General features: G+C 64.6%; 22 protein-coding genes. 12 read left to right on the top strand and 10 right to left on the bottom strand.

Translation table 11 applies throughout. From position 1 onward, the window contains the following. Window positions 1–113: 113 nt before the first annotated feature. Both RBB31_RS09090 and RBB31_RS09095 read left to right on the top strand, forming a co-directional pair. A complete protein-coding gene (locus tag RBB31_RS09090; protein ID WP_306128973.1) occupies window positions 114–998 on the top strand; it encodes an ABC transporter permease in 885 nt (294 codons plus the stop codon). Then, window positions 998–1,804 (top strand): ABC transporter permease, encoded by an 807-nt coding sequence (locus tag RBB31_RS09095; protein WP_306128974.1) that lies wholly within the window; start codon window positions 998–1,000, stop codon window positions 1,802–1,804. The genes RBB31_RS09090 and RBB31_RS09095 overlap by 1 nt, the downstream gene beginning before the upstream one ends. 57 nt (window positions 1,805–1,861) lie before the next feature. Here RBB31_RS09095 and RBB31_RS09100 read toward each other — a convergent pair whose 3' ends face one another. Genes RBB31_RS09100 through RBB31_RS09110 form a run of 3 tightly spaced genes read right to left on the bottom strand, consistent with a single transcriptional unit; the run spans window position 1,862 to window position 3,709 of the window. Beyond that, a complete protein-coding gene (locus RBB31_RS09100) occupies window positions 1,862–2,659 on the bottom strand; it encodes a DUF4336 domain-containing protein (protein ID WP_306128975.1) in 798 nt (265 codons plus the stop codon). Window positions 2,660–2,664: 5 nt separating this feature from the next. Beyond that, window positions 2,665–3,210, bottom strand: coding sequence for a peptidylprolyl isomerase (locus RBB31_RS09105; protein ID WP_306128976.1), 546 nt, complete (start codon window positions 3,208–3,210; stop codon window positions 2,665–2,667). Next, on the bottom strand, window positions 3,203–3,709 hold the full coding sequence (locus RBB31_RS09110) for a peptidylprolyl isomerase (RefSeq protein WP_306128977.1): 507 nt from the start codon (window positions 3,707–3,709) through the stop codon (window positions 3,203–3,205). Before RBB31_RS09110 ends, RBB31_RS09105 begins: the two co-directional genes overlap by 8 nt. 130 nt (window positions 3,710–3,839) lie before the next feature. On the opposite strand from RBB31_RS09110, the gene pgk reads away from it, so the two are divergent. The 8 genes from pgk (at window position 3,840) to RBB31_RS09150 (ending at window position 13,869) form a co-directional block, all read left to right on the top strand. Beyond that, window positions 3,840–5,024: a phosphoglycerate kinase gene (pgk, locus tag RBB31_RS09115; RefSeq protein ID WP_306128978.1), complete on the top strand. Its 1,185-nt coding sequence runs from the start codon at window positions 3,840–3,842 to the stop codon at window positions 5,022–5,024. A gap of 121 nt (window positions 5,025–5,145) precedes the next feature. Next, the gene (locus RBB31_RS09120; RefSeq protein WP_306128979.1) at window positions 5,146–6,744 is read left to right on the top strand and encodes a hypothetical protein; all 1,599 of its coding nucleotides are present in this window, start codon (window positions 5,146–5,148) and stop codon (window positions 6,742–6,744) included. Between the two features lie 134 nt (window positions 6,745–6,878). Continuing rightward, a complete protein-coding gene (locus tag RBB31_RS09125) occupies window positions 6,879–7,772 on the top strand; it encodes a fructose bisphosphate aldolase (RefSeq protein WP_306128980.1) in 894 nt (297 codons plus the stop codon). Between the two features lie 90 nt (window positions 7,773–7,862). Then, on the top strand, window positions 7,863–9,179 hold the full coding sequence (locus RBB31_RS09130; RefSeq protein WP_306128981.1) for a glutamine synthetase family protein: 1,317 nt from the start codon (window positions 7,863–7,865) through the stop codon (window positions 9,177–9,179). Window positions 9,180–9,383: 204 nt separating this feature from the next. Continuing rightward, a complete protein-coding gene (locus RBB31_RS09135) occupies window positions 9,384–10,061 on the top strand; it encodes a type 1 glutamine amidotransferase (protein ID WP_306128982.1) in 678 nt (225 codons plus the stop codon). Window position 10,062: 1 nt separating this feature from the next. Further along, the gene (locus tag RBB31_RS09140) at window positions 10,063–11,424 is read left to right on the top strand and encodes a glutamine synthetase family protein (RefSeq protein ID WP_306128983.1); all 1,362 of its coding nucleotides are present in this window, start codon (window positions 10,063–10,065) and stop codon (window positions 11,422–11,424) included. Next, a complete protein-coding gene (locus RBB31_RS09145) occupies window positions 11,417–12,565 on the top strand; it encodes a hypothetical protein (RefSeq protein ID WP_306128984.1) in 1,149 nt (382 codons plus the stop codon). Before RBB31_RS09140 ends, RBB31_RS09145 begins: the two co-directional genes overlap by 8 nt. Next, window positions 12,565–13,869, top strand: a complete 1,305-nt coding sequence (locus tag RBB31_RS09150) for an FAD-binding oxidoreductase (protein ID WP_306128985.1) — start codon at window positions 12,565–12,567, stop codon at window positions 13,867–13,869. Before RBB31_RS09145 ends, RBB31_RS09150 begins: the two co-directional genes overlap by 1 nt. 6 nt (window positions 13,870–13,875) lie before the next feature. Here the strand turns inward: RBB31_RS09150 and RBB31_RS09155 are convergent, their stop codons facing one another. Then, on the bottom strand, window positions 13,876–14,082 hold the full coding sequence (locus RBB31_RS09155) for a hypothetical protein (protein WP_306128986.1): 207 nt from the start codon (window positions 14,080–14,082) through the stop codon (window positions 13,876–13,878). Window positions 14,083–14,266: 184 nt separating this feature from the next. Between RBB31_RS09155 and RBB31_RS09160 the strand changes: the two genes are divergently transcribed. Together RBB31_RS09160 and RBB31_RS09165 are read left to right on the top strand one after the other, a co-directional pair. After that, on the top strand, window positions 14,267–15,154 hold the full coding sequence (locus tag RBB31_RS09160; protein WP_306128987.1) for a LysR substrate-binding domain-containing protein: 888 nt from the start codon (window positions 14,267–14,269) through the stop codon (window positions 15,152–15,154). 186 nt (window positions 15,155–15,340) lie between these two features. After that, window positions 15,341–16,561 carry a DegT/DnrJ/EryC1/StrS aminotransferase family protein gene (locus RBB31_RS09165; protein ID WP_306128988.1) on the top strand — a complete coding sequence of 407 codons (1,221 nt, stop codon included), beginning with the start codon at window positions 15,341–15,343 and terminating at the stop codon, window positions 16,559–16,561. Window positions 16,562–16,579: 18 nt separating this feature from the next. On the opposite strand, the gene RBB31_RS09170 is transcribed toward RBB31_RS09165, so the two are convergent. The 6 genes from RBB31_RS09170 to RBB31_RS09195 form a co-directional block, all read right to left on the bottom strand. Continuing rightward, entirely contained in the window at window positions 16,580–17,545 is a 966-nt protein-coding gene (locus RBB31_RS09170) for a LysR family transcriptional regulator (RefSeq protein ID WP_306128989.1), read from the bottom strand. A 10-nt stretch (window positions 17,546–17,555) separates the two neighbouring features. Next, complete coding sequence (gene phaR, locus RBB31_RS09175) at window positions 17,556–18,134, bottom strand: polyhydroxyalkanoate synthesis repressor PhaR (protein ID WP_306128990.1); 579 nt, start codon at window positions 18,132–18,134, stop codon at window positions 17,556–17,558. A gap of 227 nt (window positions 18,135–18,361) precedes the next feature. Beyond that, window positions 18,362–19,069, bottom strand: coding sequence for a L,D-transpeptidase (locus RBB31_RS09180; protein WP_306128991.1), 708 nt, complete (start codon window positions 19,067–19,069; stop codon window positions 18,362–18,364). Window positions 19,070–19,647: 578 nt separating this feature from the next. Beyond that, complete coding sequence (locus RBB31_RS09185) at window positions 19,648–19,842, bottom strand: hypothetical protein (protein ID WP_306128992.1); 195 nt, start codon at window positions 19,840–19,842, stop codon at window positions 19,648–19,650. A gap of 488 nt (window positions 19,843–20,330) precedes the next feature. Beyond that, entirely contained in the window at window positions 20,331–20,789 is a 459-nt protein-coding gene (locus RBB31_RS09190) for a phasin family protein (RefSeq protein ID WP_306128993.1), read from the bottom strand. A 160-nt stretch (window positions 20,790–20,949) separates the two neighbouring features. Next, the gene (locus RBB31_RS09195; RefSeq protein ID WP_306128994.1) at window positions 20,950–22,758 is read right to left on the bottom strand and encodes an alpha/beta hydrolase; all 1,809 of its coding nucleotides are present in this window, start codon (window positions 22,756–22,758) and stop codon (window positions 20,950–20,952) included. Between the last annotated feature and the right edge of the window lie 90 nt (window positions 22,759–22,848).

The raw sequence follows: 22,848 nt of genomic DNA on the forward strand, positions 1-22,848 counted from the left end.
TCCGGGGCGCGCGCTTCTGGCCTGACGGGGACACATGGCCGATACCACTTGCAAAGTCGCACCCGGCGTCACGCGATGGCCGATGCCCATGAGCGGGGCCTCGGGACGTTGCCATGTTTGAGTTCTGCACCGACCCTTCCGTGCTGGGCGATGTTCAGTGGCTGGCCTGCTACCTGACCACGGCCAAGCACGCCAATCTCTATTTCGCCGTCGGACTGGTGCTGGTGTTGCTGGCAATCACGGCGCCGACCGCTCTGGCGTTCGGCTTTGCCGCCGCCTCGGCCGCGCGGTCGAAATTCCGCCCGCTCGCTTGGGTGGCGCATGGCTATATCAACCTGGTGCGCGGCGTGCCCGACACGGCGTTTTTTCTCTTTTTCATCATCGCGCTCGACCAGGGCTTCGAATGGGTCCGGCACAAGGTCAGGTGCCCGGACTGGGACGCACCGATCCGGCAAGGTAATGACTTCATCGTCTGCCAAGCGGCCAAACTGCCCCTGGGCGAGGCCGATCAGTGGGTGCACGAGATCTACGGCTTTTTCCTCGCCGTTCTTACTTTTTCCATCGTCTTCGGCGCCTTTGCCGGCAACGTGCTTTACGGCGCCATGCGCGCCGTGCCCCGCGCACAGATGGAAACTGCCGAAGCCTACGGCATGACACCGCGCCAGAGCTTCTGGCGCATTCTCGTCCCGCAGATGTGGATCTACGCCCTGCCCGGCCTCAGTAACGTGTGGATGGTGCTGACCAAGGCGACGCCGCTGCTGTTCCTGCTGGGCGTCGAGGATATCGTCTATTGGGCGCGGGAACTGGCCGGGACGGCCCTGCCGAAGTTCACCGATTACCCGCATGGCGACTGGCGCATGTGGTATTTCCTGGCGCTGCTGGTCTTCTACCTTGGCCTGACGCGGGTGTCCGAGATCGTGCTCGACCGGCTGATGATCAAGCTGTCGCACGGTCAGGCCACCACGGGCGGCGAAGCCCTGCGAAAGGCGGCGGCGTGATGAGTTGCTGGCAGACCATCCAGGATTACGGGCTGCGCTCCATCGGGCTGGGAGAACGCCTGCTGCCGCGCGAGGACTTTACCCTCTGCCAGCAGGTCACGCTGATCGGCTCCGGCATGATCTGGAACATCTATTTCGGCGTTCTGGCGATCATCCTCGGCTTTGGCCTCGCCACGGTGGTGGCCGTGGGCAAGGCCTCGCCCAACCGCCTGCTGCAAAAGCCCTCGGCCTGGTTCATCTACATTTTCCGGGGCTCGCCGCTCTTCATACAATTCTTCTTTGCTTACGCGGCCTTCCTGAACCTCAAATCCGTCTACCCGGCCTTCGACCCGTTCACCGCCGCCTGGCTGGGCGCGTTGATCGTGCTTTTCCTCAACACGGCCGCCTATTCCGGCGAGATCTTCTATGGCGCGCTGCGCTCTATCCCAAAGGGCGAGGTCGAGGCGGCCGATGCCTACGGGTTCTCGGGGTTCACCCGGTTCCGGCGGATCATTTGGCCCACCATGCTGCGACTGGCCTGGCCCGCCTACACCAACGAGGCGATCTTCCTGTTTCACGCCACCACGCTGGTCTTCTTCTCGGCCTTTCCGGCGTGGCAACAGCGGGGCGACGCGCTTTATTACGCGAACTACTTTGCGGACAAGACCTTCAACCCTTTCGTGCCCTACCCGATCCTGGCGGGGTATTTCATCCTGCTGACACTGGTGGTGATCTCGATCTTCGGGCTGGTGAACCGGCGGCTGAACCGTCACCTGCCACAGGAACGGCGCGCCAGGATGCGTTTTCGCCCGACCTTAATTCGCTGAGACCGGCAGCACGCACGAAAAAGCCTGCCTGAGCTGCGCGCCCGCCCTAAGAGCACCCTAGCGAGGGTCGTCCTTCCGCTCGCGCGCCTTCATGTCCCGCATCGCCCGGTCCCACTGGCGCGGACCGAGCAACTTGCGAAAGGCCCGCTCCAACTCAGCCGTGCCATTGCGTTCGTACCAGCGCCCGTGTGCGATGATCACGCGCCGCGCGCCCCAGCCGACGATGGTCTCGATATCCTCGGCAAAGGCCTCCTTGTCACGAAATGTCCAGCGGATCAGGGGCGGTGTCTTGCCATCGCTGTCGTCGATGCCGTTCAGCCAAACGAATGGCCGGCAGCGCGCGGGCAGCTTGTCGGTCTCGAAGGCTTCGATCAAGTCGGTCAGGATCGTCGTGGTAGAGGCCTTATGGTGGAAAATCATCTCCTTGTGCGTCCGGCTGCCGCGCACCAGGAGCTGGTCGATCTGTCCATTCCAAGGGGCCTCTGCCGCGCGGGGCATTAGTTCCTGCCCTTTTGGCAAACAGATCCCAAGCTTTGCTGCACGTTCATGCGTACCGGGTGCAGACCAGAAAGCCGCATCGGGATAGGCCTCAGCCCATTCGGGAATGTGCAGAAAATGAAACTGGTTGGGTGCAATCAGGTGCCGCACCGGCCCCAGCACCGCCAGCGCCTCCTGCAAATCGTCAGTGACCGGGGTCGGAGAATGCACCCACAGGTCGTCATTCTCCAGTTGGATCACCGTGGCCCGGGTGGGAAAGGGAAAGCCCATCACCGTCACCGGCGCACCGTCGATGATCCAGATGCGGTCGGCCACGGGTTTGAGCACGTTCAACGGCTCGTACCCCGTGGCCGTCACGCGCCTTACTCCGTGACCGTGACAGACACCATGCGGTCCGGCTCGCCGATAACGGCACCGTTGGGGCCTTCACCGCGCTTGATGTCGTCCAGCACGTCCAGCCCTTCGGTCACGCGTCCCACGACGGTGTATTCCCCGTCAAGGAACGGGCCCGGCGCGAACATGATGAAGAATTGGCTGTTGGCGCTGTCCGGGCTCTGGCTGCGTGCCATGCCCACAACACCCCGGTCAAAGGTGATGTCCGAGAACTCGGCGGCCAGGTCCGGGCGATCGCTGCCGCCGCGGCCGGCCATGGACATGTCGCCGCCCATCTTGCCGAACTCGACGTCGCCTGTCTGGGCCATGAAGCCATCGATCACGCGGTGGAAAACCACGTTGTCATAGGCGCCTTCGCGGGCCAGTTCGGTGATCTGTTCGACATGACCGGGCGCCACGTCCTCCAGCAGGTCGACCTTGATCGTTCCGTTGGCCTCGCCCGCGACCTCGATTTCAAGGCCGGTGGCCAGCGCCGGAGCGGCCAGAATGGTGAAGAGTGCAGAAAGCTTAAGCATCGGCGGCCACCTTTACGCTGATCATCCGATCGGGGCTCGCGGGTGGCTCGCCGCGGGTGATGGAGTCGACATGCTCCATGCCGTCGATGACCCGGCCATAGACCGTGTATTGCCGGTTGAGGAAATGGTTGTCAGAGAAGTTGATGAAGAACTGGCTGTTGGCACTGTCCGGGTTCTGGCTGCGCGCGGCGCCCAGCGTGCCGCGGTCGTGCGGTACGCCCGAGAACTCTGCCTTGAGATTGGGCAGATCGCTGCCCCCCGTACCCGCCATGCGAAGGTTGAAATCGTTTTCCATGTTGCCGTTGGCCACGTCGCCGGTCTGGGCCATGAAGCCGTCGATCACCCGGTGGAAGGCCACGTTGTCGTACTGACCAGACCGCGCCAGTTCCTTCATGCGTTCGCAATGGCCCGGGGCCACGTCGGGCAGCAGCTCGATCGTCACGGTGCCGTCCTTCAGCTCCATCAGGATCGTGTTCTCGGGGTCTTTGATCTCGGCCATCCGGGGCCTCCTTTTTGACTTGGGCTGGGCAATACCTAGGCGCTTGGGCCGGGATTGCCAAGCCAGAGCTTGACGCCCCTGCAAGGTCGCGCCAAAAGGCCCGCGACTGGCATCCGTGGGAGGGATCGTGATGGGCTGGAAGACGCTTGATGACATGGACCTGGACGGCAAGACGGTGCTGACGCGGGTCGACATCAACGTGCCCGTCGAGAACGGACGTGTCACCGATGCCACGCGGCTGGAGCGGATCAAGCCCACCATTGACGCGATCCTTGCCGCGGGCGGCAAGCCCTTGCTGCTGGCGCATTTCGGACGGCCCAAGGGCAAGGTCGTGGACGAGATGTCGCTGCGCCAGGTGGTCCCCGCCCTGCAAGAAGCCACAGGCCACAGCGTACAGTTCATCGAAACGCTGGAGGGGGCCGAGAACCCCACCGCAGAGGCCAAGTCGGCCGAGGTCCTGCTGCTTGAAAACATCCGTTTTCACCCGGGCGAAGAGGCGAACGACCCCGATTTCGCCGCGCGCCTTGCGGGCCTTGGCGACGTTTATTGCAACGATGCCTTCTCTGCCGCGCACCGCGCCCATGCCTCGACCGAGGCGCTGGCCCGCCACCTGCCCGCCTGTGCCGGTCGGTTGATGCAGGCGGAGCTGTCGGCGCTGGAAGCCGCTCTTGGACGACCCGAGCGCCCGTTGGTGGCGGTCGTGGGCGGGGCCAAGGTCTCGACCAAGCTGGACCTTCTGGGAAACCTTGTCGAGAAGGTGGACAAGCTGGTGATCGGCGGCGGGATGGCGAACACATTCCTTGCCGCACAGGGCCTGAGCGTCGGCAAGTCACTGTGCGAGCACGATATGGCCGGCACCGCACGCCAGATCATGGTCAAGGCCGGCGGCGCGGGCTGCGAAATCCTGCTGCCTGCCGACGTGGTGGTCGCCGAGGAGTTCCGCGCCGGTGCCGCGCACCGGACCGTGCCCGCCCACGCCTGCCCTGAGGATGCGATGATCCTGGATGCCGGGCCACAGGCCGTCGCCCGGATCACCGCCGCTTTCGATACCGCGCGGACACTGATCTGGAATGGCCCCCTGGGCGCGTTCGAGATCGAGCCCTTCGATGCGGCCACCAACACCGCAGCCGCCCATGCCGCCCAGCGCAGCCGCGACGGAAAGCTGACATCGGTCGCAGGCGGCGGCGACACTGTGGCGGCCCTCAACCAAGCGGGCGCGGCCGAGGATTTCACCTATATTTCCACCGCCGGTGGCGCGTTCCTTGAGTGGATGGAAGGCAAGACCCTGCCTGGTGTGGCGGCTTTGGGTGGTTGACTTCTTCCTCGCCCCACACAGGCGCCGTGACCGCTTTTAAAAGGTATGGATTCCCGGACTGTGGTATCTGTTGATGCGGGCCTAGCCTGCCCGCAGCACGATTTCACCGGGGGAGCCCATCATGCGCCGTTTCACATCTGCCATCGCCGCCGTACTTTGCTTCGGCCTTGCCACGCCGTGCAGCGCCGAAGGCGACCCGAAGCCGGGCCTGCTTGACCTGATTACCGTCGACAGGATCGCCGAAAGTCTCGCCAGTGTGGCCATTTCGGCGCTGCGCACGCAGATGGAGGTCGAGTACGAGCATCTGCAGACCGATATCCTGCGCGGCACCGTGGCCCTGACCGGCGTGACCCTGCGCCCGCAACTGCCGCATGACCGCGCCCGTCAGTGCGAGATCACGGTGCAGCGCATCAGCGTCGATCTGGGCCAGCCGGCGGCGGCGTTCGGCGTGGCGACGATTTCAAGCACGATGGTCGGGGCGAATGCCGCCATCGCCTGTGTGCCGCGCGATGTGGGGCTTGGCCTGCGTTCGGCCGGGTACAACGCGATCGAGGTGGACCGCCTGACCTACGAGGCCGAATACGTGCACAGCACCGGCGAGATTCGGGTCAACGGCTCGGCCGCGGTCAATGAGCTTGCGATCCTCGATCTCGCGGCGGCAGGGGCGGTCCTGCCGCGGCTGGACCAGTTCGGCCTGCCGGGCGATCCGGCGGTCCGCGTGCGCCGCGCTGTCGTGGGCCTGCAGGACCAGGGCGGCTGGGAGCGGCTGTCGTCGCTCATCCCCGAGAACCTGCGCCAGCCCGAGGTGATCCAGAGTCTTGGAACCGAAGAGCTGACCAACATGCTCAGCAACAACGGGACCCGCGCCCTGACCGCGACCGAACGGCGGTTTATCGACGACCTGATGAACCATGTCGCGGATTTCGTGCGCGACCCCGGCGAGATCACCATCGAGGCGCAGCTTCCCGCCAGCGGCATCGTGCTGGAACCCGAGATTTACGAGAGACCCGAAGAGCTCTTGCAAGCGCTGGCGCCCGATGCCCGAACCGCGTCCATCGCCCGGGCGAACTTGATGGGCGCCGACACGTTGGGGCGGCTTGATGAAGGCGATGTCAGCGCGACGGAACGTCTCGACATCGCAAAGGCGCTGTTACAGGGCGACGGCGTGCCGCGCACCGAGGCGCTGGTGCCGGATATCCTGGCTCCCCTGCTGGTCGAAGGTGGCGCCGAGGCGCCCGAGGCGGCGCTTCTGACCGCTCAGGCGCAGGCGGCGACCGATCCCGCCGCAGCCTACCAGAACACGCTGACCGCCGCGGCGGGGCGGCAGCCGGGGGCAATTGCCATGCTCGACCGGCTGGAAGAACGGCTGACCACGACGCAGGTCCTGGCGGCACAGGACGCGCATATCGAGATGCAGCCGAGCGCGCCGGCCCTGCCGGCAGGGAATGACATCCGTGCCGTGCGCTCGCAGGCACTGGCTTATTTCACCGGGCTTGGCGCGCCGCGTTCTTACCGACAGGCCTACTATTTCGCCCTGCTTGCCGAAGCGGCGGGCGATATCGGCGCCCGCCCCTTGCGCGAGGATATCGAGAACCGCTTTGCGAACCGCGGGTTGGATGTGGGTGCGACGTGGCAGGCGCTGAGGACCGAGGTGCAGACCCGGGCGCTGACCGATTGGATCGAGAGCGACCTCGCGGACCGGTATTCGGCGGCGGACTGACGGTTGCACAAGCTTGCGGCGGTGGGCGCGCGATGTTCGCGCAGCCCCGCCGCCTTGGCGTCACCGAGCATTGCGCGGCGAGCGGCCCTCACGTATGAAACGGGAAAATCTTATCTACCGGCAAGAGGGTTGGCATGTCGAAGGCGGAACAAACGGAGCAGATGCGCGCGGGACAAGGGTTTATCGCGGCGCTGGACCAGTCGGGCGGCTCGACCCCCAAGGCGCTGCGGCTTTATGGCGTCGAGGAAGACGCCTACAGCTCGGACGAAGAAATGTTCGACCTTGTCCACGACATGCGGACCCGCATCGCACAGGCGCCGGCCTTTACCGGCGACAAGGTGCTGGGCGCGATCCTTTTCGAGATGACCATGGACCGCGAGATGGGCGGGAAGCCCTCGGCGCAATACATGTGGGAAGAGCGTGGCGTGGTGCCATTCTTGAAGGTTGACAAGGGCTTGGCGGACGAGGCGGACGGCGTTCAACTGATGAAGCCGATCCCGGATCTTGAAAGCCTGTTGGGCCGGGCCAATGACGCGGGCATCTTCGGCACCAAGATGCGGTCGGTGATCAACGCGGCCTCCCGCTCGGGCATTGCCGCCGTGGTGGACCAGCAATTCGAGATCGGCAACATCATCCTCGATCACGGGCTGGTGCCGATCATCGAGCCGGAGGTCACGATTTCAATCGATGACAAGGCGGAGGCTGAAACGATCCTGCGCGACGAGATTGCAAGACAGCTCGACACCCTGCCCGAGGGGCGCGAGGTGATGTTGAAGCTGACGCTGCCCGAGACACCGAACCACTACAAGGCGCTGGTGGATCATCCCCGGGTGCTGCGGGTCGTGGCGCTGTCGGGCGGCTACAGCCGGGAGGAGGCCAATGACCGGCTGGCGAAGAACACCGGCATGATCGCAAGTTTCTCTCGCGCGCTGACCGAAGGGCTGTCGGCCCAGCAATCTGACGCGGAGTTCAATGACACGATCGCGGCGTCGATCGACAGCATCCATCGGGCGTCAGTTTCCGGGTAAACCCTTGGAATTGAGTATTTCTAGCAAGAAAAAGGCGGGCGGTCGAATGTATCTGGCCCCCCGCTTTATTCTTGGATAAAGAAACGCTTCATGGACCTTTCGACCTACCAGACCTTTCGCGTGGCGGCGTGCGACCTTAACGGGCGCATGCGCGGCAAGCGCGTGCCCGGCGACTATGCCAGCAAGCTGGAGAAAGGCGCGGTGCGGATGCCGATCTCGGCGCTGAACCTCGATATCTTCGGGGCCGACATCGAGGACAGCCCGCTGGTGTTCGAAACCGGCGACGCCGATGGCATCCTGTTGCCCACCGGGCGCGGCGCCCTGCCCCTGCCCTGGCTGGAAACCGAGCAGCCGCTGGTGCCGATGGCGATGTATCACGAGGATGGCCGCCCCTTTGAGGGCGACCCGCGCCATGCCCTGGACGCCGTACTGGCGCGCTATGCCAAGCGGGGATGGCGCGTGGTGGCCGCGACCGAGCTGGAATTCACCCTGGTCGATGACAGTGACGATACGCTCAGCCCGGTTAAGAACCCCCTAACGGGCCGTGAAATCGGGTCGGAAGAGATCCTGTCGATGGCGCAGCTGGACCTCTTTGACCCCTTCCTGTCAGAGCTTTACGACGCCTGTGCCGCCATGGGCATCCCGGCGCAGACCATGACCAGCGAAAGCGGTGTGGGGCAGTTCGAGATCACGCTGAACCACCAGGATGCGATGCGCGCGGCTGACGATACGTGGCTGTTCAAGCGGCTCATTCGCAACCTGGCGCGCAACCACGGCTTTGCCGCGACCTTCATGGCCAAGCCCTTTGCCGACGATGCGGGCAACGGGATGCACCTGCATTTCTCGGTCTGGGACGAGGATGGAAAGAACGTCTTTGACAATGGCGGGGACGAGGGAACATCCCTTTTGAAACAAGCGGTCGCGGGGTGCATCGCGGCGATGCGGGAAAGCACGCTGCTGTTTGCGCCACATGCCAACAGCTATGACAGGTTGGTGCCGGGGGCCCATGCGCCGACGGGGGTGGCCTGGGCCTATGAGAACCGCACGGCGGCCATTCGGGTGCCCGGCGGCAGCCCCAAGGCGCGGCGGATCGAGCACCGCGTGGCGGGCGGCGATACGAACCCCTACCTGACCTTTGCGGGCGTGATGGGTGCGGCCCTGACGGGCATCGAGGACGGGCTGGAGCCGCCCGAGCCGATCACCGGAAATGCCTATGATCTCAACCTCTTGCAGCTTTGCGAAGATTGGGAGAGTGCCATCGACCTGTTCGAGCAGGCGCCCATATTGGCGCGCGTTTTCACGCCGATGCTGATCGAGAACCTGGTGATGACCAAGCGGCAGGAACTGGCGCTTTTCGCAGAGTTGGACGCGGCGGAGCACTGGAAAATCTATCTGGAGACGGTCTGAGCGACTCAAATGTTAATGCCACAATCCCGCGTCGGTATTTCGTCGGTATCCGGGTGGTATCGCGTCGGTCATTTTCTCAAATCGAAATCGTTAACGTGCCGGACCCGCGGAGCCCGTGGCGTGGGCGCCGGAAATGGCCTAGAACGACCTTGAACGGGCCGTTTGGCTCGGCTAGCGTAAATTTGATCAAATTTCTGGTGTGACATGAAAATCGGCATCCTGATGACCGGCCACGCCCTGCCCGACCTGATCGAGAGCACGGGAGACTACGACGCGATGTTCGCCGACCTGCTGGGGCGGGACGGCTTTACCTTCGAGCGGTATGACGTGGTGGACGAGGTTTATCCCAAGAGCCCCGACGACGCCGATGGCTGGTTGATTACCGGCTCCAAACACGGTGCTTACGAGGATCACCCGTGGATCAAGCCGTTGGAGGCGTTCATCCGGGATATCCGCGATGCGGGCAAGCCGCTGATCGGGGTGTGCTTTGGCCATCAGATCATCGCGCAGGCCCTGGGCGGCAAGGTGGTGAAATTTCCCGGCGGCTGGTCGGTGGGGCGCACCGAATACGAGATCGAGGGCAAGCCGATGGCCCTGCATGCCTGGCACCAGGACCAGGTTGTCGAGCTGCCCGAGGGCGCGGAGGTGATCGGGCATTCGGACTTCTGCGAGAACGCGGCTCTGATGATCGGGGACACGATCCTGACGATCCAGCCGCATCCAGAATTCACCGCGCATGTGTTGCAGACCATCATCGACCAGCGCGGCGCGGGCGTGGTGCCGGACGATCAGCTGGCCCAGGCGACCGCCAGTGCCGAGACGCCCACGGACGCCGCCGCCTTTGCCGCGCGCATGGCGGCGCATTTCAGAAAGGGGGCCTGACATGGCCGAGGACTGGACAAGCGGACTGCCCGAGGCGGCACAGGCCTATCTGGAAAACCGCCGGCTGGACGAGGTGGAATGCATCGTCGCCGACCTGCCCGGCATCGCGCGGGGCAAGGCGGTGCCGGCGACCAAGTTCGCGCGGCAGGAGTATTTCCACCTGCCCGATTCGATCTTCTACCAGACGATAACCGGAGACTGGGGCGAGGCTGCGGGAGCCGAAGGGTTCATCGAGCGCGACATGATCCTGACGCCCGACCTGAGCACGGCCACCGCCGCGCCCTGGACCGGGGACTGGACGCTGCAGGTGATCCACGACGCCTATGATCGGGACCACGACCCCATCCATTTCGCCCCGCGCAACGTGCTGAAACGGGTGGTGAAGCAATATGAAAAACTGGGGCTGAAGCCGGTCGTGGCGCCGGAGATGGAGTTCTTCCTGATCGCCCGCAACCTGGACCCGCGGCAGGAGATCGAGCCGATGGTGGGCCGCTCGGGACGTCCGGCCGCCGCGCGGCAGGCCTACAGCATGACGGCGGTGGACGAGTTCGGCCCCGTGATCGACGATATCTACGATTTCGCCGAGGCGCAGGGCTTCGAGATCGACGGGATCACGCAGGAAGGCGGCGCGGGCCAGCTGGAGATCAACCTGCGGCATGGCAGCCCTGTGAAACTGGCCGACGAGGTGTTCTACTTCAAGCGGCTCATTCGCGAGGCGGCGCTGCGGCACGATTGTTTCGCCACCTTCATGGCCAAGCCGATCGCCGCCGAGCCGGGCAGTGCGATGCATATTCACCACTCGATCATCGACATGGAGACGGGCAAGAACGCCTTTTCCGGCCCCCAGGGCGGCGAGACGGACATGTTCTATCACTTCATCGGCGGCTTGCAGGAATACATGCCGGCGGCGATTGCGGTGATGGCGCCCTACGTCAATTCGTATCGGCGGTATGTGAAGGACAATGCCGCACCCATCAACCTGGAATGGGGGCGCGACAACCGCACCACGGGCATCCGTGTGCCGCTGTCCAAGCCCGAGGCGCGGCGGGTGGAGAACCGGATCGCGGGGATGGATTGCAACCCCTATCTGGGCATCGCGGTCAGCCTGGCCTGCGGTCTGTTGGGGATCAAGAACGAGCTGCGGGCCAAGCCGCAATACCGCGGCGACGCCTATGAGGGCGAGCCGGATTTCCCAGACGGGCTGGGCGCGGCGCTGGACCTGTTCGACGAGGCGGAAGAGCTGCACGACGTGCTGCACCCCGAATTCGCGCGGGTCTATTCCATCGTCAAGCGCACGGAATATGCCGAGTTCCTGCAGGTGATTTCCCCGTGGGAGCGCGAGCATCTGCTGATGAATGTCTAAGGTCCCGGTCCTTGCCGTTGGTGCGATGACCCTGTTGGCGGCAGGGCTTTGGGCGTTGCGCGACGACCCTGCCCCGGCACCGGCACCGGCGGCCCAGGACACATCCGGGATCGAGCGGCATGACTTTCTGGAGGGGCTGCCGCTGGACGAAGGTGGCTATGCGCTCATGCTGCATGAACAGGTGACCGGCGACGGGCTGCGCGTGGTGCGGGACGCCGCCGCGCTGAAGGCGGCGCAGGGGCGGGCCTATTACACCGACAATCCCGGTGCGCAGTTGAAGCGGACGTTGCTGTCGGTCGTGTTCCTGAGCCCGCCGGGCATGCCGCCCGACGGTGCCTTCGTGACGGTGCTGCAAAACAAGCAGGCGGTCGAGACGTACCGCTGTTACCGGGCCTTTTGTTCCGGTGACGAGGCCTTCGATCCGCCGCACGAGCGGGACATGGCGGGGCTGGTCGAGGCGTCGGAGCCGGTGGAACTGGTGACCGAGAGCTTCGGCCACCACGACACGGCGCGGGCGCAGATGTTCAAGCTGATGCAGGATGCGGACGTGGTGATGATCGAGTCGCCGAGCCTGCCGGCGCCGGGGACGATCGTGTTTCCCAAGCGAGTGCGGCTGAGCCTGCCCGCGATCCTGGTTGAGACCGATGACAGCGGGCACCAGCCCGTAGAGCCATTTGACGAGGCGGCGCTTGAGGCGCGGTTCATCGCCGGGTTCACCCATGCGTTTCCCGAGACCGATGCCTATCGGCTGAACCCGATGCGGATCGGGCGGCAGTATCCGTCGCCGCGGGGCTGGCCGGTCGTGGGCGAAGGGATCGACGGGTATTTGCGCGACACGAACGGAGAGCTGCGCGGGGTGGGCGGGATCATGGTGATCGAGCCGTCGCTGACGGTCGATCTGACCGAGCGGATGGTCGAGGCGCTGCAGGCCGAGGACGCGTTTGCCGCGATGCCTGAGTTTGCGCCGCCCGAGCCGCCCTTTGTGGCGGACCGGCTGGCGGAGATGGCCGAGACGCACCTAGGCCGCCCCTGCCCTGACTGTTTCAAGATCGAGTTGGATGTCGCGACGGTCGACGGCATCCGGGTGGAAACGCTCGATGCGCCCACCTATTCGCTGAGCCATTACAGGATCGGAAACTGATGAACCTGCTTTATTCCAACGACAAGCCGGGGCAGTACCCCGACAGCTGGTACGCCGCCACGACCCCGCAGCTGGAGCCTTTCGCGCCTTTGAGAGGCGAGGAGAAAGCCGATGTCTGCGTGGTGGGTGGCGGGTTCACCGGGCTGTCGGCGGCGCTGCATCTGGCCGAGGCGGGGCTGGACGTGGTGCTGCTGGAGGCGCATCGCGTCGGCTTTGGCGCGTCGGGGCGCAATGGTGGGCAGCTGGGCTCGGGGCAGCGGCAGGATCAGCGGACGCTGGAAAAGATGGTGGGCCGCGCCGATGCGGCCAAGCTGTGGGAACTGGCGGAAGGCTCCAAGGCGCTGGTGAAAGGGCTGGTGGCGAAGCACGGGATCGACTGCCACCTGAAGCCCGGCGTGGCGCATATGTGCTTTTCCAGGGCGGAGGTGCGCGAAGAGCATGAGTATGCCGATTTTCTCTTCCGCCGTTATGGCCATGACCAGATCGAGAGACTGGACCGGGACGCGGCGCAGGCGCTCTGCCCCTCGCCGAAATACGTGGGCGGGTCGCTGGACATGTCGGCGGCGCATCTGCACCCGCTGGCCTTTGCATTCGGACTGGCGCGGGCGGCGCGGGACGCGGGCGTGCGGATCTTCGAGCGGGCCGAGGTGCACCGCATCGACGAGGGATCGCCGGCGGTGGTGGCCACGGATGCGGGCCGGGTGACTGCGGATCACGTGATCCTTGGGTGCAACGGGTATCTGGGCGGGCTCGACCGCAAGGTCGCCGCAAAGGTGATGCCGATCAACAATTTCGTGGTGGCGACCGAGCCTCTGGGGGACGATGCCGACAAGGTGCTGACGCGGGACGTGGCGGTGGCGGATTCGAAGTTCGTGGTGAATTACTTTCGCCTGAGCCATGACGGGCGGCTGCTGTTCGGAGGCGGCGAGAGCTATGGCTATCGCTTCCCGGACGATATCGCGGCGCTGGTGCGCAAACCGATGACGCAGATTTTCCCGCATCTGCGGGACGTGAGAATCGATCACGCCTGGGGCGGGACGCTGGCGATCACGATGAAGCGGATGCCGTACCTGGCGCGGGTGGCGCCGAATGTCCTGTCGGCTTCGGGGTATTCCGGGCACGGTGTGGGCATGGCCACGTTCTCGGGCAAGCTGATGGCCGACGCGGTGCGGGGCGACACGCTGGGCTTTGACACTCTGGCGCGGGTGCCGGCGCCGACCTTTCCGGGGGGCACGGCGTTTCGTTCGCCGCTTCTGGTGCTGGCGATGACGTGGTACGCGACGCGGGACCGGATGGGGATCTGAGGCGGGTCAGCCGCGAGGCACGCGAAAGGCATGGCAGGCATCCGCGCCGGTGTGGCGGACGACCCTCAGGCGTCCGCGCCGCCAGGACGTGAATCCGGACGGGCCAGTGCGGATGTCCTCAAAGCCGAGGTCCGCCAGAAGGTGCGGCGAGATATCGGCGAGGCGTTCGAGATCGGCCAGCATCATCCCTTCGGTCGGATCAGGATTTCTCACGGTCCGCATCCAAAGGCGCAGACGCTGCGCGAGCGATGGGCGTGACGGTTTTGACAGGGCGAGATCAAACATGGAAAGGCCTCGGGTGATCGGGTTGCCTAGTGAGGATAGAGCGCGACGCGGCTTGCCCTCAAACCATTCTTTCTGGCATCATTGGTGAGAAAACCTCACCTCGGGAGGGATCATGAGACTGCCCCCGCTGAATGCCTTGCGCGCCTTCGAGGCCGCTGCCCGCCACGGTGGCTTTGTCGGGGCGGCCGACGAGTTGCACGTCACGCGCGGGGCGATCAGCCGGCAGATCAAGCTGCTGGAAGAGCATCTTGGCACGCTGCTGTTTCGCCGCCACGGCAAGGGCGTCGAATTGACCGAGGCCGGGCGGCGGTTGCAGCCCGTGCTGACCCGGGCGTTCGGCGAGATCCTGGTCGAGACCTCGCGGATCGGGACGGAGGCGGCGGATTTGCGGATCATCTGCCCACCCGCCACCTCGATCCGCTGGCTGCTGCCACGGCTTGAGAGATTCCGCGCCCTGCACCCAGAAATCGGTGTGCGGCTGACCACGGATTTCGTGGGTCCCTATGGCTTTGACGCGCACCAGTATGACGTGGGCTTTTCGGTCACGAACTGGCCGGACCGGCCCGATCACCTGAGGGTCGAGACGTTGTTCCCGGTGGAGGTGACCCCGGCCTGCGCGCCGGCGCTGCTGGCGGCAAAGGGACGGCCGGAGCGGCCGGAAGACCTGGCGGATTTCCTGCTGCTGCACGAAACGCCGCGCCATGCCGATTGGCGCGCATGGCTGGAGGCCTTCGAGGTGCGCGGCGTGGACCCCGACAGCGGCAGCGATTTTCCCAATCTCGACATGGCGGCAAAGGCGGCGACACTGGGCGCGGGCGTGGTGATGGCGGACCTTGCGCTGAACCGCGACGAGCTGGAGTCGGGCCTGCTGGTGAAGCTGTTCCCGGAGATGGTCTGCACCTCGCCCATGGGCGGCGTCTGCCTGATCGCGACACGGGAGAGGTGGGACGACCCGAAGGTGGCGGCGTTTCGCGATTGGGCCCTGGCCGAGACGCGGTGAACCGGTCCGCGCGGCGGAGGGGGACCAGTCCCCCGCGTCGAAACGGGTTTCGACGCCCCCCTGGGATATTTGTCGCCAGAGGAAGAGAGGCGGAGCGGCGCCGTTACCAAATCTTTGCTTTGGGGTGGGACGGTTTTGGTGTAATACTTTCGGAAAATCGAAAAACGATATACAGGAAATCCGAACATGACCCTTGCACCGAATGTCTATGACGCCGAACCCATCCCCGAGGCGGCCCGGGCCGAGATTGACCGGATGCTGCAATCGGGCGACCTGTTCCGCTATACCGCGCCCGAGGATGCGCCGGTCAGCCTGCTGGAGCGGGAATTCGCCGCGCTGATGGGGACGCGCTATGCGCTGGCGGTGTCTTCCTGTTCAGCCGCGCTGTTTTTGTCGCTGAAGGCACTGGGCCTGCCGCGGGATGCGCGGGTGCTGATCCCGGGGTTCACCTTTGCCGCGGTGCCGTCGTCGGTCATCCATGCCGATTGCGTTCCGGTGCTGTGCGAGGTGGGTGAAAACTACCGGATCGACATGGCCGATTTCGAGGCCAAGCTCGACTCGGGCATCGACGCGGTGATCGTCAGCCACATGCGGGGCCATACCTCGGACATGGATGCGATCATGGGGCTGTGCGACGTGCGCGGCATCCCGGTGATCGAGGACGCCGCCCACAGCCTGGGAACCGTCTGGGGCGGGCGCAAGATCGGCACGATAGGCCGCGTGGGCTGCTTCAGTTTCCAGTCCTACAAGCTGGTGAACGCGGGCGAAGGCGGGATCCTGGTGACCGACGATGCCGACCTGGTGGCTCGGGCGGTGATCATGTCGGGGGCCTATGAGCATAACTGGGCCAAGCATATGGCGGGCGACGACCCGATGCTGGCGGCCGCCTTTGCCGACTGGCAGAACCGGCTGCCGCTCTACAACCTGCGCATGGGCAACCTGAGCGCGGCGATCATCCGCCCGCAACTGCCAGAGGTGGCGCGGCGGGTGCGCGACGGGCGTGCCAACCACGATTACGTGGCCGGGCGGCTGAACACCTCGCCCTGGATGCAGGTGCCCGACAAGCTGGAGCCCGAGGAGCGGGCGCCGGATTCGATCCAGTTCAACCTTGTGGACATGAGCGATGCGGAGGTGCGGGCCTTTGCCGCCGCCGCCGCCGAGCGCGGGGTGAAGGTGCAGGTGTTCGGCATGTCCGCGGACAATGCGCGGGCCTTCTGGAACTGGCAGTTCCTGCCGGGGCCGACCCCGGCCCTGCCGCGGACGCGGGCGATGCTGATGCGGGCCTGTGACGTGCGGCTGCCCGCGCGGCTGAGCCGGGCTGATCTCGACTTCGTGGCCGAGGCATTGATCGCGGCGGCAGAGGCGGCGGCGGGGCCGGTGGAGCCGGAACGGGCCTACGGCACATGAAGAGTTTGCGCGACCGCGCTAGAGCAGGTCGAGCTGATCGCGCAGAAACGGATACTCGGCCAGCGCCGGGTTGACGATCGTGTCACGCAGGATCGGGCGCAGGGTTTCGGCCAGCTGGGCCGGCAGGTCCTGCAGGATGTGCTTGCGCGCGGTCAGGCTGATCGTGCGGGTCAGCGGCTCGAACGGGAGCGGCATCACATCGATCTGGTCGGCAAAGCGGCGGGCGCGCATCAGTGCGAGCGGCGGCAGGATGGTCCAGCCGGTCCCCTGCCCCACCAGCGCCAGGATGGCGTGATAGCTGTCGAGTTCGAAGCGGTGTGGCAGGCTGAGTTTCTGCCGGGCGAGATGGGCCGAGAGCAGCCGGCCCATGTAGTGGCGCTGTGTGTACTGAATGAGCGGCAGGCGCTTGAGTTGGCGCAGCACGTCGCCATCCGGCTTGATCCGGGCCCTGGGGGCGGCCACGACGAAGCCCTCGCGCAGCAGGGGATGGACCTCGGCCCAGTCGTCGCCTGCGTTGAGCTCGGCGGCCACGATCATGTCGAGCGTGCGGCTTTCCAGAAGATCGTAGAGGTAATGGCTGGCGCCGGTTTCCAGCAGGAACTGGCTGGTCTTGAGCTCGGCAGCCACGTGGGTCAGAAGCTGCGGCGTCACGTCGGCCTCGAAATCCTCGATCATGCCGAGACGGAATCGGGTCAGCATCGACATGTCGGACATTGCGAGTTCCGCGCGGGCCTGTGCGGCCTCGTTCAGGATGACCTGGGCGCGGCGTTTCAGGATCTCGCCTGCGGGGGTCAGGCGGATGGGGCGCGCGTTGCGCTGCAGCAAGGTCGCACCGACCGCGCCCTCGAGGTTGGTGAGTTGCTGGCTGACCGCCGAGGGGCTGGCACCCAAGCGCTTGGCGGCGGCGGAGATCGAGCGTTCGTCGGCCGCGGCCATGAACACCTCGATCCCCCACAGGGTGATGCGGCCGGGGCTGTCGACCATGCGGGCGCCCCTACTTGCTGAGCTTGGACAGCTTGTCCTGCAGGTCGGCCAGTTGCTTCTTGATGTCGTCGAGACCTTCGTCGCCGGTGTCGCCCTTGGCGGGCGCACCCTCTTCGGGCGCCTTGCCGGTCATGCCGGGAACGCCGCCGCCGGTCATGGCCTTGAGGAACGCCTCCTGCTGGGCGCGGATCGTGTCCATCCCGGGCATCTGGTTGAAGGATTTGGCCAGCGGGTTCGCCTTGGCCATGTTTTCCATCATCTGGGACTGACCCTGTTGCAGCATCTCGAAGCTGGCGGCCAGAAAATCCGGCACCATCGAGGTTGCCTGGGTGGTGTAGCTGCGCACGAGATCGGTGAGGACGTTGATCGGCAGCACGTTCTCGCCACGGCTTTCGTGTTCGGCAATGATCTGGAGCAGGTATTGCCGGGTGAGGTCGTCGCCCGATTTGAGGTCGATGATCTGCACCTCGCGACCCCCGCGTATGAACTCGGAAATATCCTCGAGCGTCACGTAATCCGATGTCTCGGTGTTATACAGCCGGCGGCTGGCATACCGTTTGATAAGGAGCGGTTTTTCATCTTCGGCCACGTGTGTCCTCCCCGGAATGCGTGCACTGCAGCAAAGCCTATGCCAGTGCAGAACAAAAAGAAAGAGCGTGTGGTGGTTGGGAGCGTGGCCGGACCGCCATGGGACGCAGGCCCGGCTGTCAGGCCATGCTCCGCAAAGATCGGCGGGATCACGTTAGATCCGTGCGATGCGACAGGTCGCCCGTCAGCCGCTCGCCCATCCTTGCGCAGCGAGAACGCCCCGGCGCCTCATTCGCTGCCTTCATACTCGGCCTTGCGCCGCGCCTCTTCGGCGACATAGGCATAGACGCTTTCCGGATCGACAGGTTTCGGCACCATTTCGCCGCCCCGGTTGGCCGTCTCGACACCTTCCGCAGCGACAGATTGTTCGTAGCTGCGGACAACGACCGGAGCGCCGACCGAGACGCGCGCGTGAAGGTCGATGATGTCCTGGTTGAAGAGACGGATGCATCCGGCGCTGCCCTGGTTGCCGATCGTGGCCGGGTCGTTCGTGCCGTGGATGCGGTAATAGGTGTCGCGGCCGCCCCGGTAGAGGTAAAGCGCGCGGGCGCCCAGCGGGCTGGCCTTGCCGCCCGGGATGCCCTTGGCGAATGGCGCGTAGGCCTCGGGGTCGGAGCGGATCATGTTGGCCGTGGGCGTCCAGCCCGGCCATTCCGCCTTGCGCCCGATCGTGGCGCGCCCGCTGAAGCCGCGCCCTTCACGGCCGACGGCGACGGGGTAGCGGATGGCGTTCTGGCTGTCCTGGACGTAGTAGAGGAACTTGGCGTAGGGATCGACGACGATGGTGCCGGGGGCTTCCTGCCCGTTGTATTCCACAGATGTCCGGCGGTTCGGCTCGCGCAGGTATTGCGGGTCGATGGCGTCGATGGTGAGGTGGCCTTCCTGCATCTCGCTATACTCGGGGTATGTCGACCCGCCGGGTAGGTCCGAAGGCATCGTTCCCGCGCAGGCCGCGAGAAGAAGGCTGCACGCCAGGAGAACGAGGTTTCTTGCTGCGGCAAAGGGCATGTGTCCGTCCGATGAGTCGTTGAAATCACCGGCCACCTTAAAGCCCTGCCATCTGATGGCAATCGCTCGGTCCCGCGAGTGTGGTTGTGCGGTCACAAGTGCATGTCCACCGTAGGCCGATACCCGCCAATTGTACGTGTGGTAGCGGAGGTCCTGAGTGAGCCCATATTTGCCTTAGTCACAAAGCGCCCGCGCGGAACAAGGGCGAAGCCCGCCGGGCATCGCCGGGCCGTCCCGTCACGCCAGAGGCGTGCCGACTATAGTTGGCGCACCTTTGGTGCGACGGCACGGAGATTTGGCAGATGAAGTGCTACGCTCTCGGGTTGGAAGTGCTTGGCAGGCATAAATGCCCATCACCCTCTTCGGTTCACCGCGCCACGGCCCGTCGATGCGCGTCTGCTCGGGAAATTACATCCACTTCGTCCCGCATTTGCGACCTTCATGCACCTTGCGGAGAAAGCCTGGTGCGAGCGCATGTGAAACACTGGCATCGAACCCGCAGCCGGTTAACAGCCGCGAAGCGGCCCGGCCATCGTCAGCCCCACCCTTGGGCTGGCGATTTGGCTGAGGCTGGGCGCACCGATCATTCCGAGGATGTATTTGGCAGGCATAAAGTGCTTCAGAATTGCCGTCGGATCGCCACCCCAGGGGCTGACGCTCGCCTGTGTCGTGAACAGCAGCAGAACCTGCATATCGGCCATTCATTTTTATCGCAGCGAATATATGGTGCGAACCCTTTTTACCACACTCGCGAAGCGCCCGCGCGGACCAAGCGCGAAGCCCGCCGGGCATCGCCGGGCCGTCTCCCGCGGCGCAGCGATTTGGCAGGTGACGTGCCACGCTCTGAGGTTGAATGTGCTTGGCCGGCATGAATTGCCCGTCACCATCGCCGGGTCGGCGCACCACGGCCCGTCGATGCGCCTCCTCAGCGTCAGACCATAACGGCAGCAATGTCCCGCACAGCCGAGGCTCAAGCGGCCTTGCCCGAACGGCGGCTCTGAGCGCAACCCGCTACATCAAGCAGGGACCCAGGCGGACCCGCGGGACGGCATTCAGCGCGCCGGCAGGCCCGGCCCTCTCCGACAGGGATACGAAAAAAGGGCGAGCCTGTGAGGCTCGCCCTTCGCTGTTCCGGGCCAGAAAGGGAGGAAGTTGGCCCGTACTCGGTAAACCGGTGACCGGCTGCGACTTATTTGGCAGCGGTGGTCGAGGCTTTCTTCGCCGCGGCGGTCACGTCGTCGGTGGCTTTCTTGACGGCCTTGGTGGCGTCTTCCTGAAAGTCTTTTCCAGCAGCCATCATCAGCTCGACCGTGTCCATCTGGACCTTCTTCGCGATTTCGGCGAAGGCGGCCATGTGCTCGGCAGCCGATTCAGCATTGGCCGACGCGAAGTCGGTCATGGCCTTGGCATAGTCTGCCGGCTCGGATTTCGCCTTGGTGACGTCCTGAAGCTTGGTCAGGGTGTCCTGGGTCCACTTGCCCGACAGCTCGGCCGATTTGGTGGCGGCCTCGAGGGCGACGCCCGACATCTTCTCGCTCAGCGCGGCCTGGTTCTTGAACGCTTCTTCCATCGCCTTGGTGTCGACGGGGAATGCGCCCATCATGTCTTTCATCATCGCGTTGAAGTCTTGTGCTTGTGCTTTTGCCATGGGTACGGCTCCTTAATGTTCGGTTTCGGTCGTGTTCTGTTTGCCAGCGGCTGACCCGCTGTTTGCATCTGCAGCATATATAGACGCTGCAATGCAGCATTGCAACCCCTTTTGCTGCACTGCAGCAGAACCTTCATGTAACCGAAAAAGGTATTTCGCGTCAGGAGTTTGCCTTGCGCAGCACGTAGGTTCCGGGCGCCGGGCCGAGGCTGGGATGCTCGGAATCACCGGGGTCGCGGGCCTTTACCTTGGTGCCCGAGCGCTTGCGCAGCCACGATTCCCACATCGTCCACCACGAGCCTTCGCGCTCTGTCGCGCCTTCCAGCCACTCTTCTGGCGTGGGCGGCAGATCCTTGTTCATGTAATAGCCGTACTTCTTTTTCGACGGCGGATTGACGATGCCGGCAATGTGGCCGGACTCGGACACGATGAAGCTGCGGTCTTTTGAACCAGTCTGCATGAAGCCGCGGTAGCAGTCGCGCCACGCGGCGATGTGATCGCTCTCGCAGGTCACCGCCATGATCGGCACGGTCACGTCGCTGATATGCACGGTTTCGCCGCAGACTTTCATGCCCTTGTCGGCGAAGGCGTTGGCCTGGCAGAGGTCGCGCAGGTACTGCCTGGTCATGGCGGCGGGCAGGTTGGCGCCGTCGCCGTTCCAGTAGAGCAGGTCGAAGGCGGGGGGCGTTTCGCCCATCATGTAGCTGCGGATCGCGGGCTTGTAGATCAGGTCGTTCGAGCGCAGGAAGGACATGGTGCGCCCCATGATGAAGGACCGCAGAACTCCCTGCTCTTCGACTTCCTTTTCGATGCCGTCGACGAAATCGTCCTGCAGGAAGGGCACGAACTCTCCCTGCTCGCCGAAGTCGGTCAGCGCGGTGAAGAAGGTGGCGGACTTGACGGAGGTATCGCCCCTCTTGGCCATCAGCGCCAGGGTCAGGTGCAGCGTGGTGCCGGCGATGCAATAGCCCACGGCATTGACCTGTTTCTCGCCGGTGATCGCCTTGGCCTCGCGGATGGCGGTGAGGAAACCTTCCTCGATATAGTCGTCGATGCGCACGTCACGGTAGGACGCGTCGGGATTGACCCAGGAGGCGACGAAGAGCGTGTAACCCTGATCGGTGATCCACTTGATCAGGCTGTTTTCCTGCTTGAGATCGAGGATGTAGTACTTATTGATCCAGGGCGGGAAGATCACCAGCGGCGTCTTGTGGACCTGCGCGGTTGTGGGGGCGTACTGGATCAGTTCCATCAGGCGGTTGCGGTACACAACCTCGCCCTCGGTCACGGCGACGTTCTCGCCCAGTTTGAACGCCCCTTCATCGGCGAGGCGCACGACCATCTCGCCATTGTTGGCCTCAAGATCCGACACCAGGTTTTCCAGCCCCTTCACCAGGCTTTCGCCCTCGGTCTCGATCGCGCGTTCCAGCGCGTCGGGGTTGGTGCCGAGAAAATTGGTCGGGCTCATCATGTCGACGATCTGGCTGGCAAAGTAGTTCAGGCGCTTGCGATCCTTGGGATCGAGGTCGTCGGCCTCGGCCACGGCCTTTTCCACCGCCTGCTTGTTGAGGGCGTATTGCTGCTTCACGAGGCGGAAATAGGGGTGCGTCTTCCACAGGGGATTCGTGAAGCGCTTGTCGCCCTCCAGCAGGTCGGGATCGTCCTCGGCGGCGTCGGCGGGGGACTGGCCCTGCAACAGCGCCTGCTGCGCTTCCATGAAATGGCGTACGGACTTGCCCCAGTATTCCAGTTGCTGTTCGTAGATCTTGCCGGGGTTTTCCATCAGCGCCTGCCAGTACGAAGCCGCTGCACGTGCATAAAGATCCTGTCCCGGACCGTTCAGTTCAGGCATCGGTGGGTTGCGGTGGCTTAGCGCCTGAACGAGCCTTTGTGACAAGGCTTCGACCTTTGCGAGATTTTCGTTCATCCGCTCCAGATTTTTTTCGTCAGCGGTGTCGGGCGTTGCCATTTCTACGAAATCCTCTAATCTTTCTGCCATGCAGCATGGCGCGGAATGCGTGCGTCTGGTAAGCACAGCGCAACGTCAGCCCGCCTATAC

The sequence above is a fragment of the Roseovarius sp. MMSF_3350 genome (genome assembly GCF_030733425.1).
In the GTDB taxonomy this organism is placed as follows: domain Bacteria; phylum Pseudomonadota; class Alphaproteobacteria; order Rhodobacterales; family Rhodobacteraceae; genus Roseovarius.

What these genes read in the sequence shown, in the direction of transcription:
- RBB31_RS09090 (WP_306128973.1), top strand. Translation starts at nt 114, where the DNA reads ATGTTTGAGTTCTGCACCGACCCTTCCGTGCTGGGCGATGTTCAGTGG.
- RBB31_RS09095 (WP_306128974.1), top strand. Translation starts at nt 998, where the DNA reads ATGAGTTGCTGGCAGACCATCCAGGATTACGGGCTGCGCTCCATCGGG.
- RBB31_RS09105 (WP_306128976.1), bottom strand. Translation starts at nt 3,210, where the DNA reads ATGCTTAAGCTTTCTGCACTCTTCACCATTCTGGCCGCTCCGGCGCTG.
- RBB31_RS09110 (WP_306128977.1), bottom strand. Translation starts at nt 3,709, where the DNA reads ATGGCCGAGATCAAAGACCCCGAGAACACGATCCTGATGGAGCTGAAG.
- pgk (WP_306128978.1), top strand. Translation starts at nt 3,840, where the DNA reads ATGGGCTGGAAGACGCTTGATGACATGGACCTGGACGGCAAGACGGTG.
- RBB31_RS09120 (WP_306128979.1), top strand. Translation starts at nt 5,146, where the DNA reads ATGCGCCGTTTCACATCTGCCATCGCCGCCGTACTTTGCTTCGGCCTT.
- RBB31_RS09125 (WP_306128980.1), top strand. Translation starts at nt 6,879, where the DNA reads ATGTCGAAGGCGGAACAAACGGAGCAGATGCGCGCGGGACAAGGGTTT.
- RBB31_RS09130 (WP_306128981.1), top strand. Translation starts at nt 7,863, where the DNA reads ATGGACCTTTCGACCTACCAGACCTTTCGCGTGGCGGCGTGCGACCTT.
- RBB31_RS09135 (WP_306128982.1), top strand. Translation starts at nt 9,384, where the DNA reads ATGAAAATCGGCATCCTGATGACCGGCCACGCCCTGCCCGACCTGATC.
- RBB31_RS09140 (WP_306128983.1), top strand. Translation starts at nt 10,063, where the DNA reads ATGGCCGAGGACTGGACAAGCGGACTGCCCGAGGCGGCACAGGCCTAT.
- RBB31_RS09145 (WP_306128984.1), top strand. Translation starts at nt 11,417, where the DNA reads ATGTCTAAGGTCCCGGTCCTTGCCGTTGGTGCGATGACCCTGTTGGCG.
- RBB31_RS09150 (WP_306128985.1), top strand. Translation starts at nt 12,565, where the DNA reads ATGAACCTGCTTTATTCCAACGACAAGCCGGGGCAGTACCCCGACAGC.
- RBB31_RS09160 (WP_306128987.1), top strand. Translation starts at nt 14,267, where the DNA reads ATGAGACTGCCCCCGCTGAATGCCTTGCGCGCCTTCGAGGCCGCTGCC.
- RBB31_RS09165 (WP_306128988.1), top strand. Translation starts at nt 15,341, where the DNA reads ATGACCCTTGCACCGAATGTCTATGACGCCGAACCCATCCCCGAGGCG.
- RBB31_RS09170 (WP_306128989.1), bottom strand. Translation starts at nt 17,545, where the DNA reads ATGGTCGACAGCCCCGGCCGCATCACCCTGTGGGGGATCGAGGTGTTC.
- RBB31_RS09180 (WP_306128991.1), bottom strand. Translation starts at nt 19,069, where the DNA reads ATGCCTTCGGACCTACCCGGCGGGTCGACATACCCCGAGTATAGCGAG.
- RBB31_RS09185 (WP_306128992.1), bottom strand. Translation starts at nt 19,842, where the DNA reads ATGGCCGATATGCAGGTTCTGCTGCTGTTCACGACACAGGCGAGCGTC.
- RBB31_RS09190 (WP_306128993.1), bottom strand. Translation starts at nt 20,789, where the DNA reads ATGGCAAAAGCACAAGCACAAGACTTCAACGCGATGATGAAAGACATG.
- RBB31_RS09195 (WP_306128994.1), bottom strand. Translation starts at nt 22,758, where the DNA reads ATGGCAACGCCCGACACCGCTGACGAAAAAAATCTGGAGCGGATGAAC.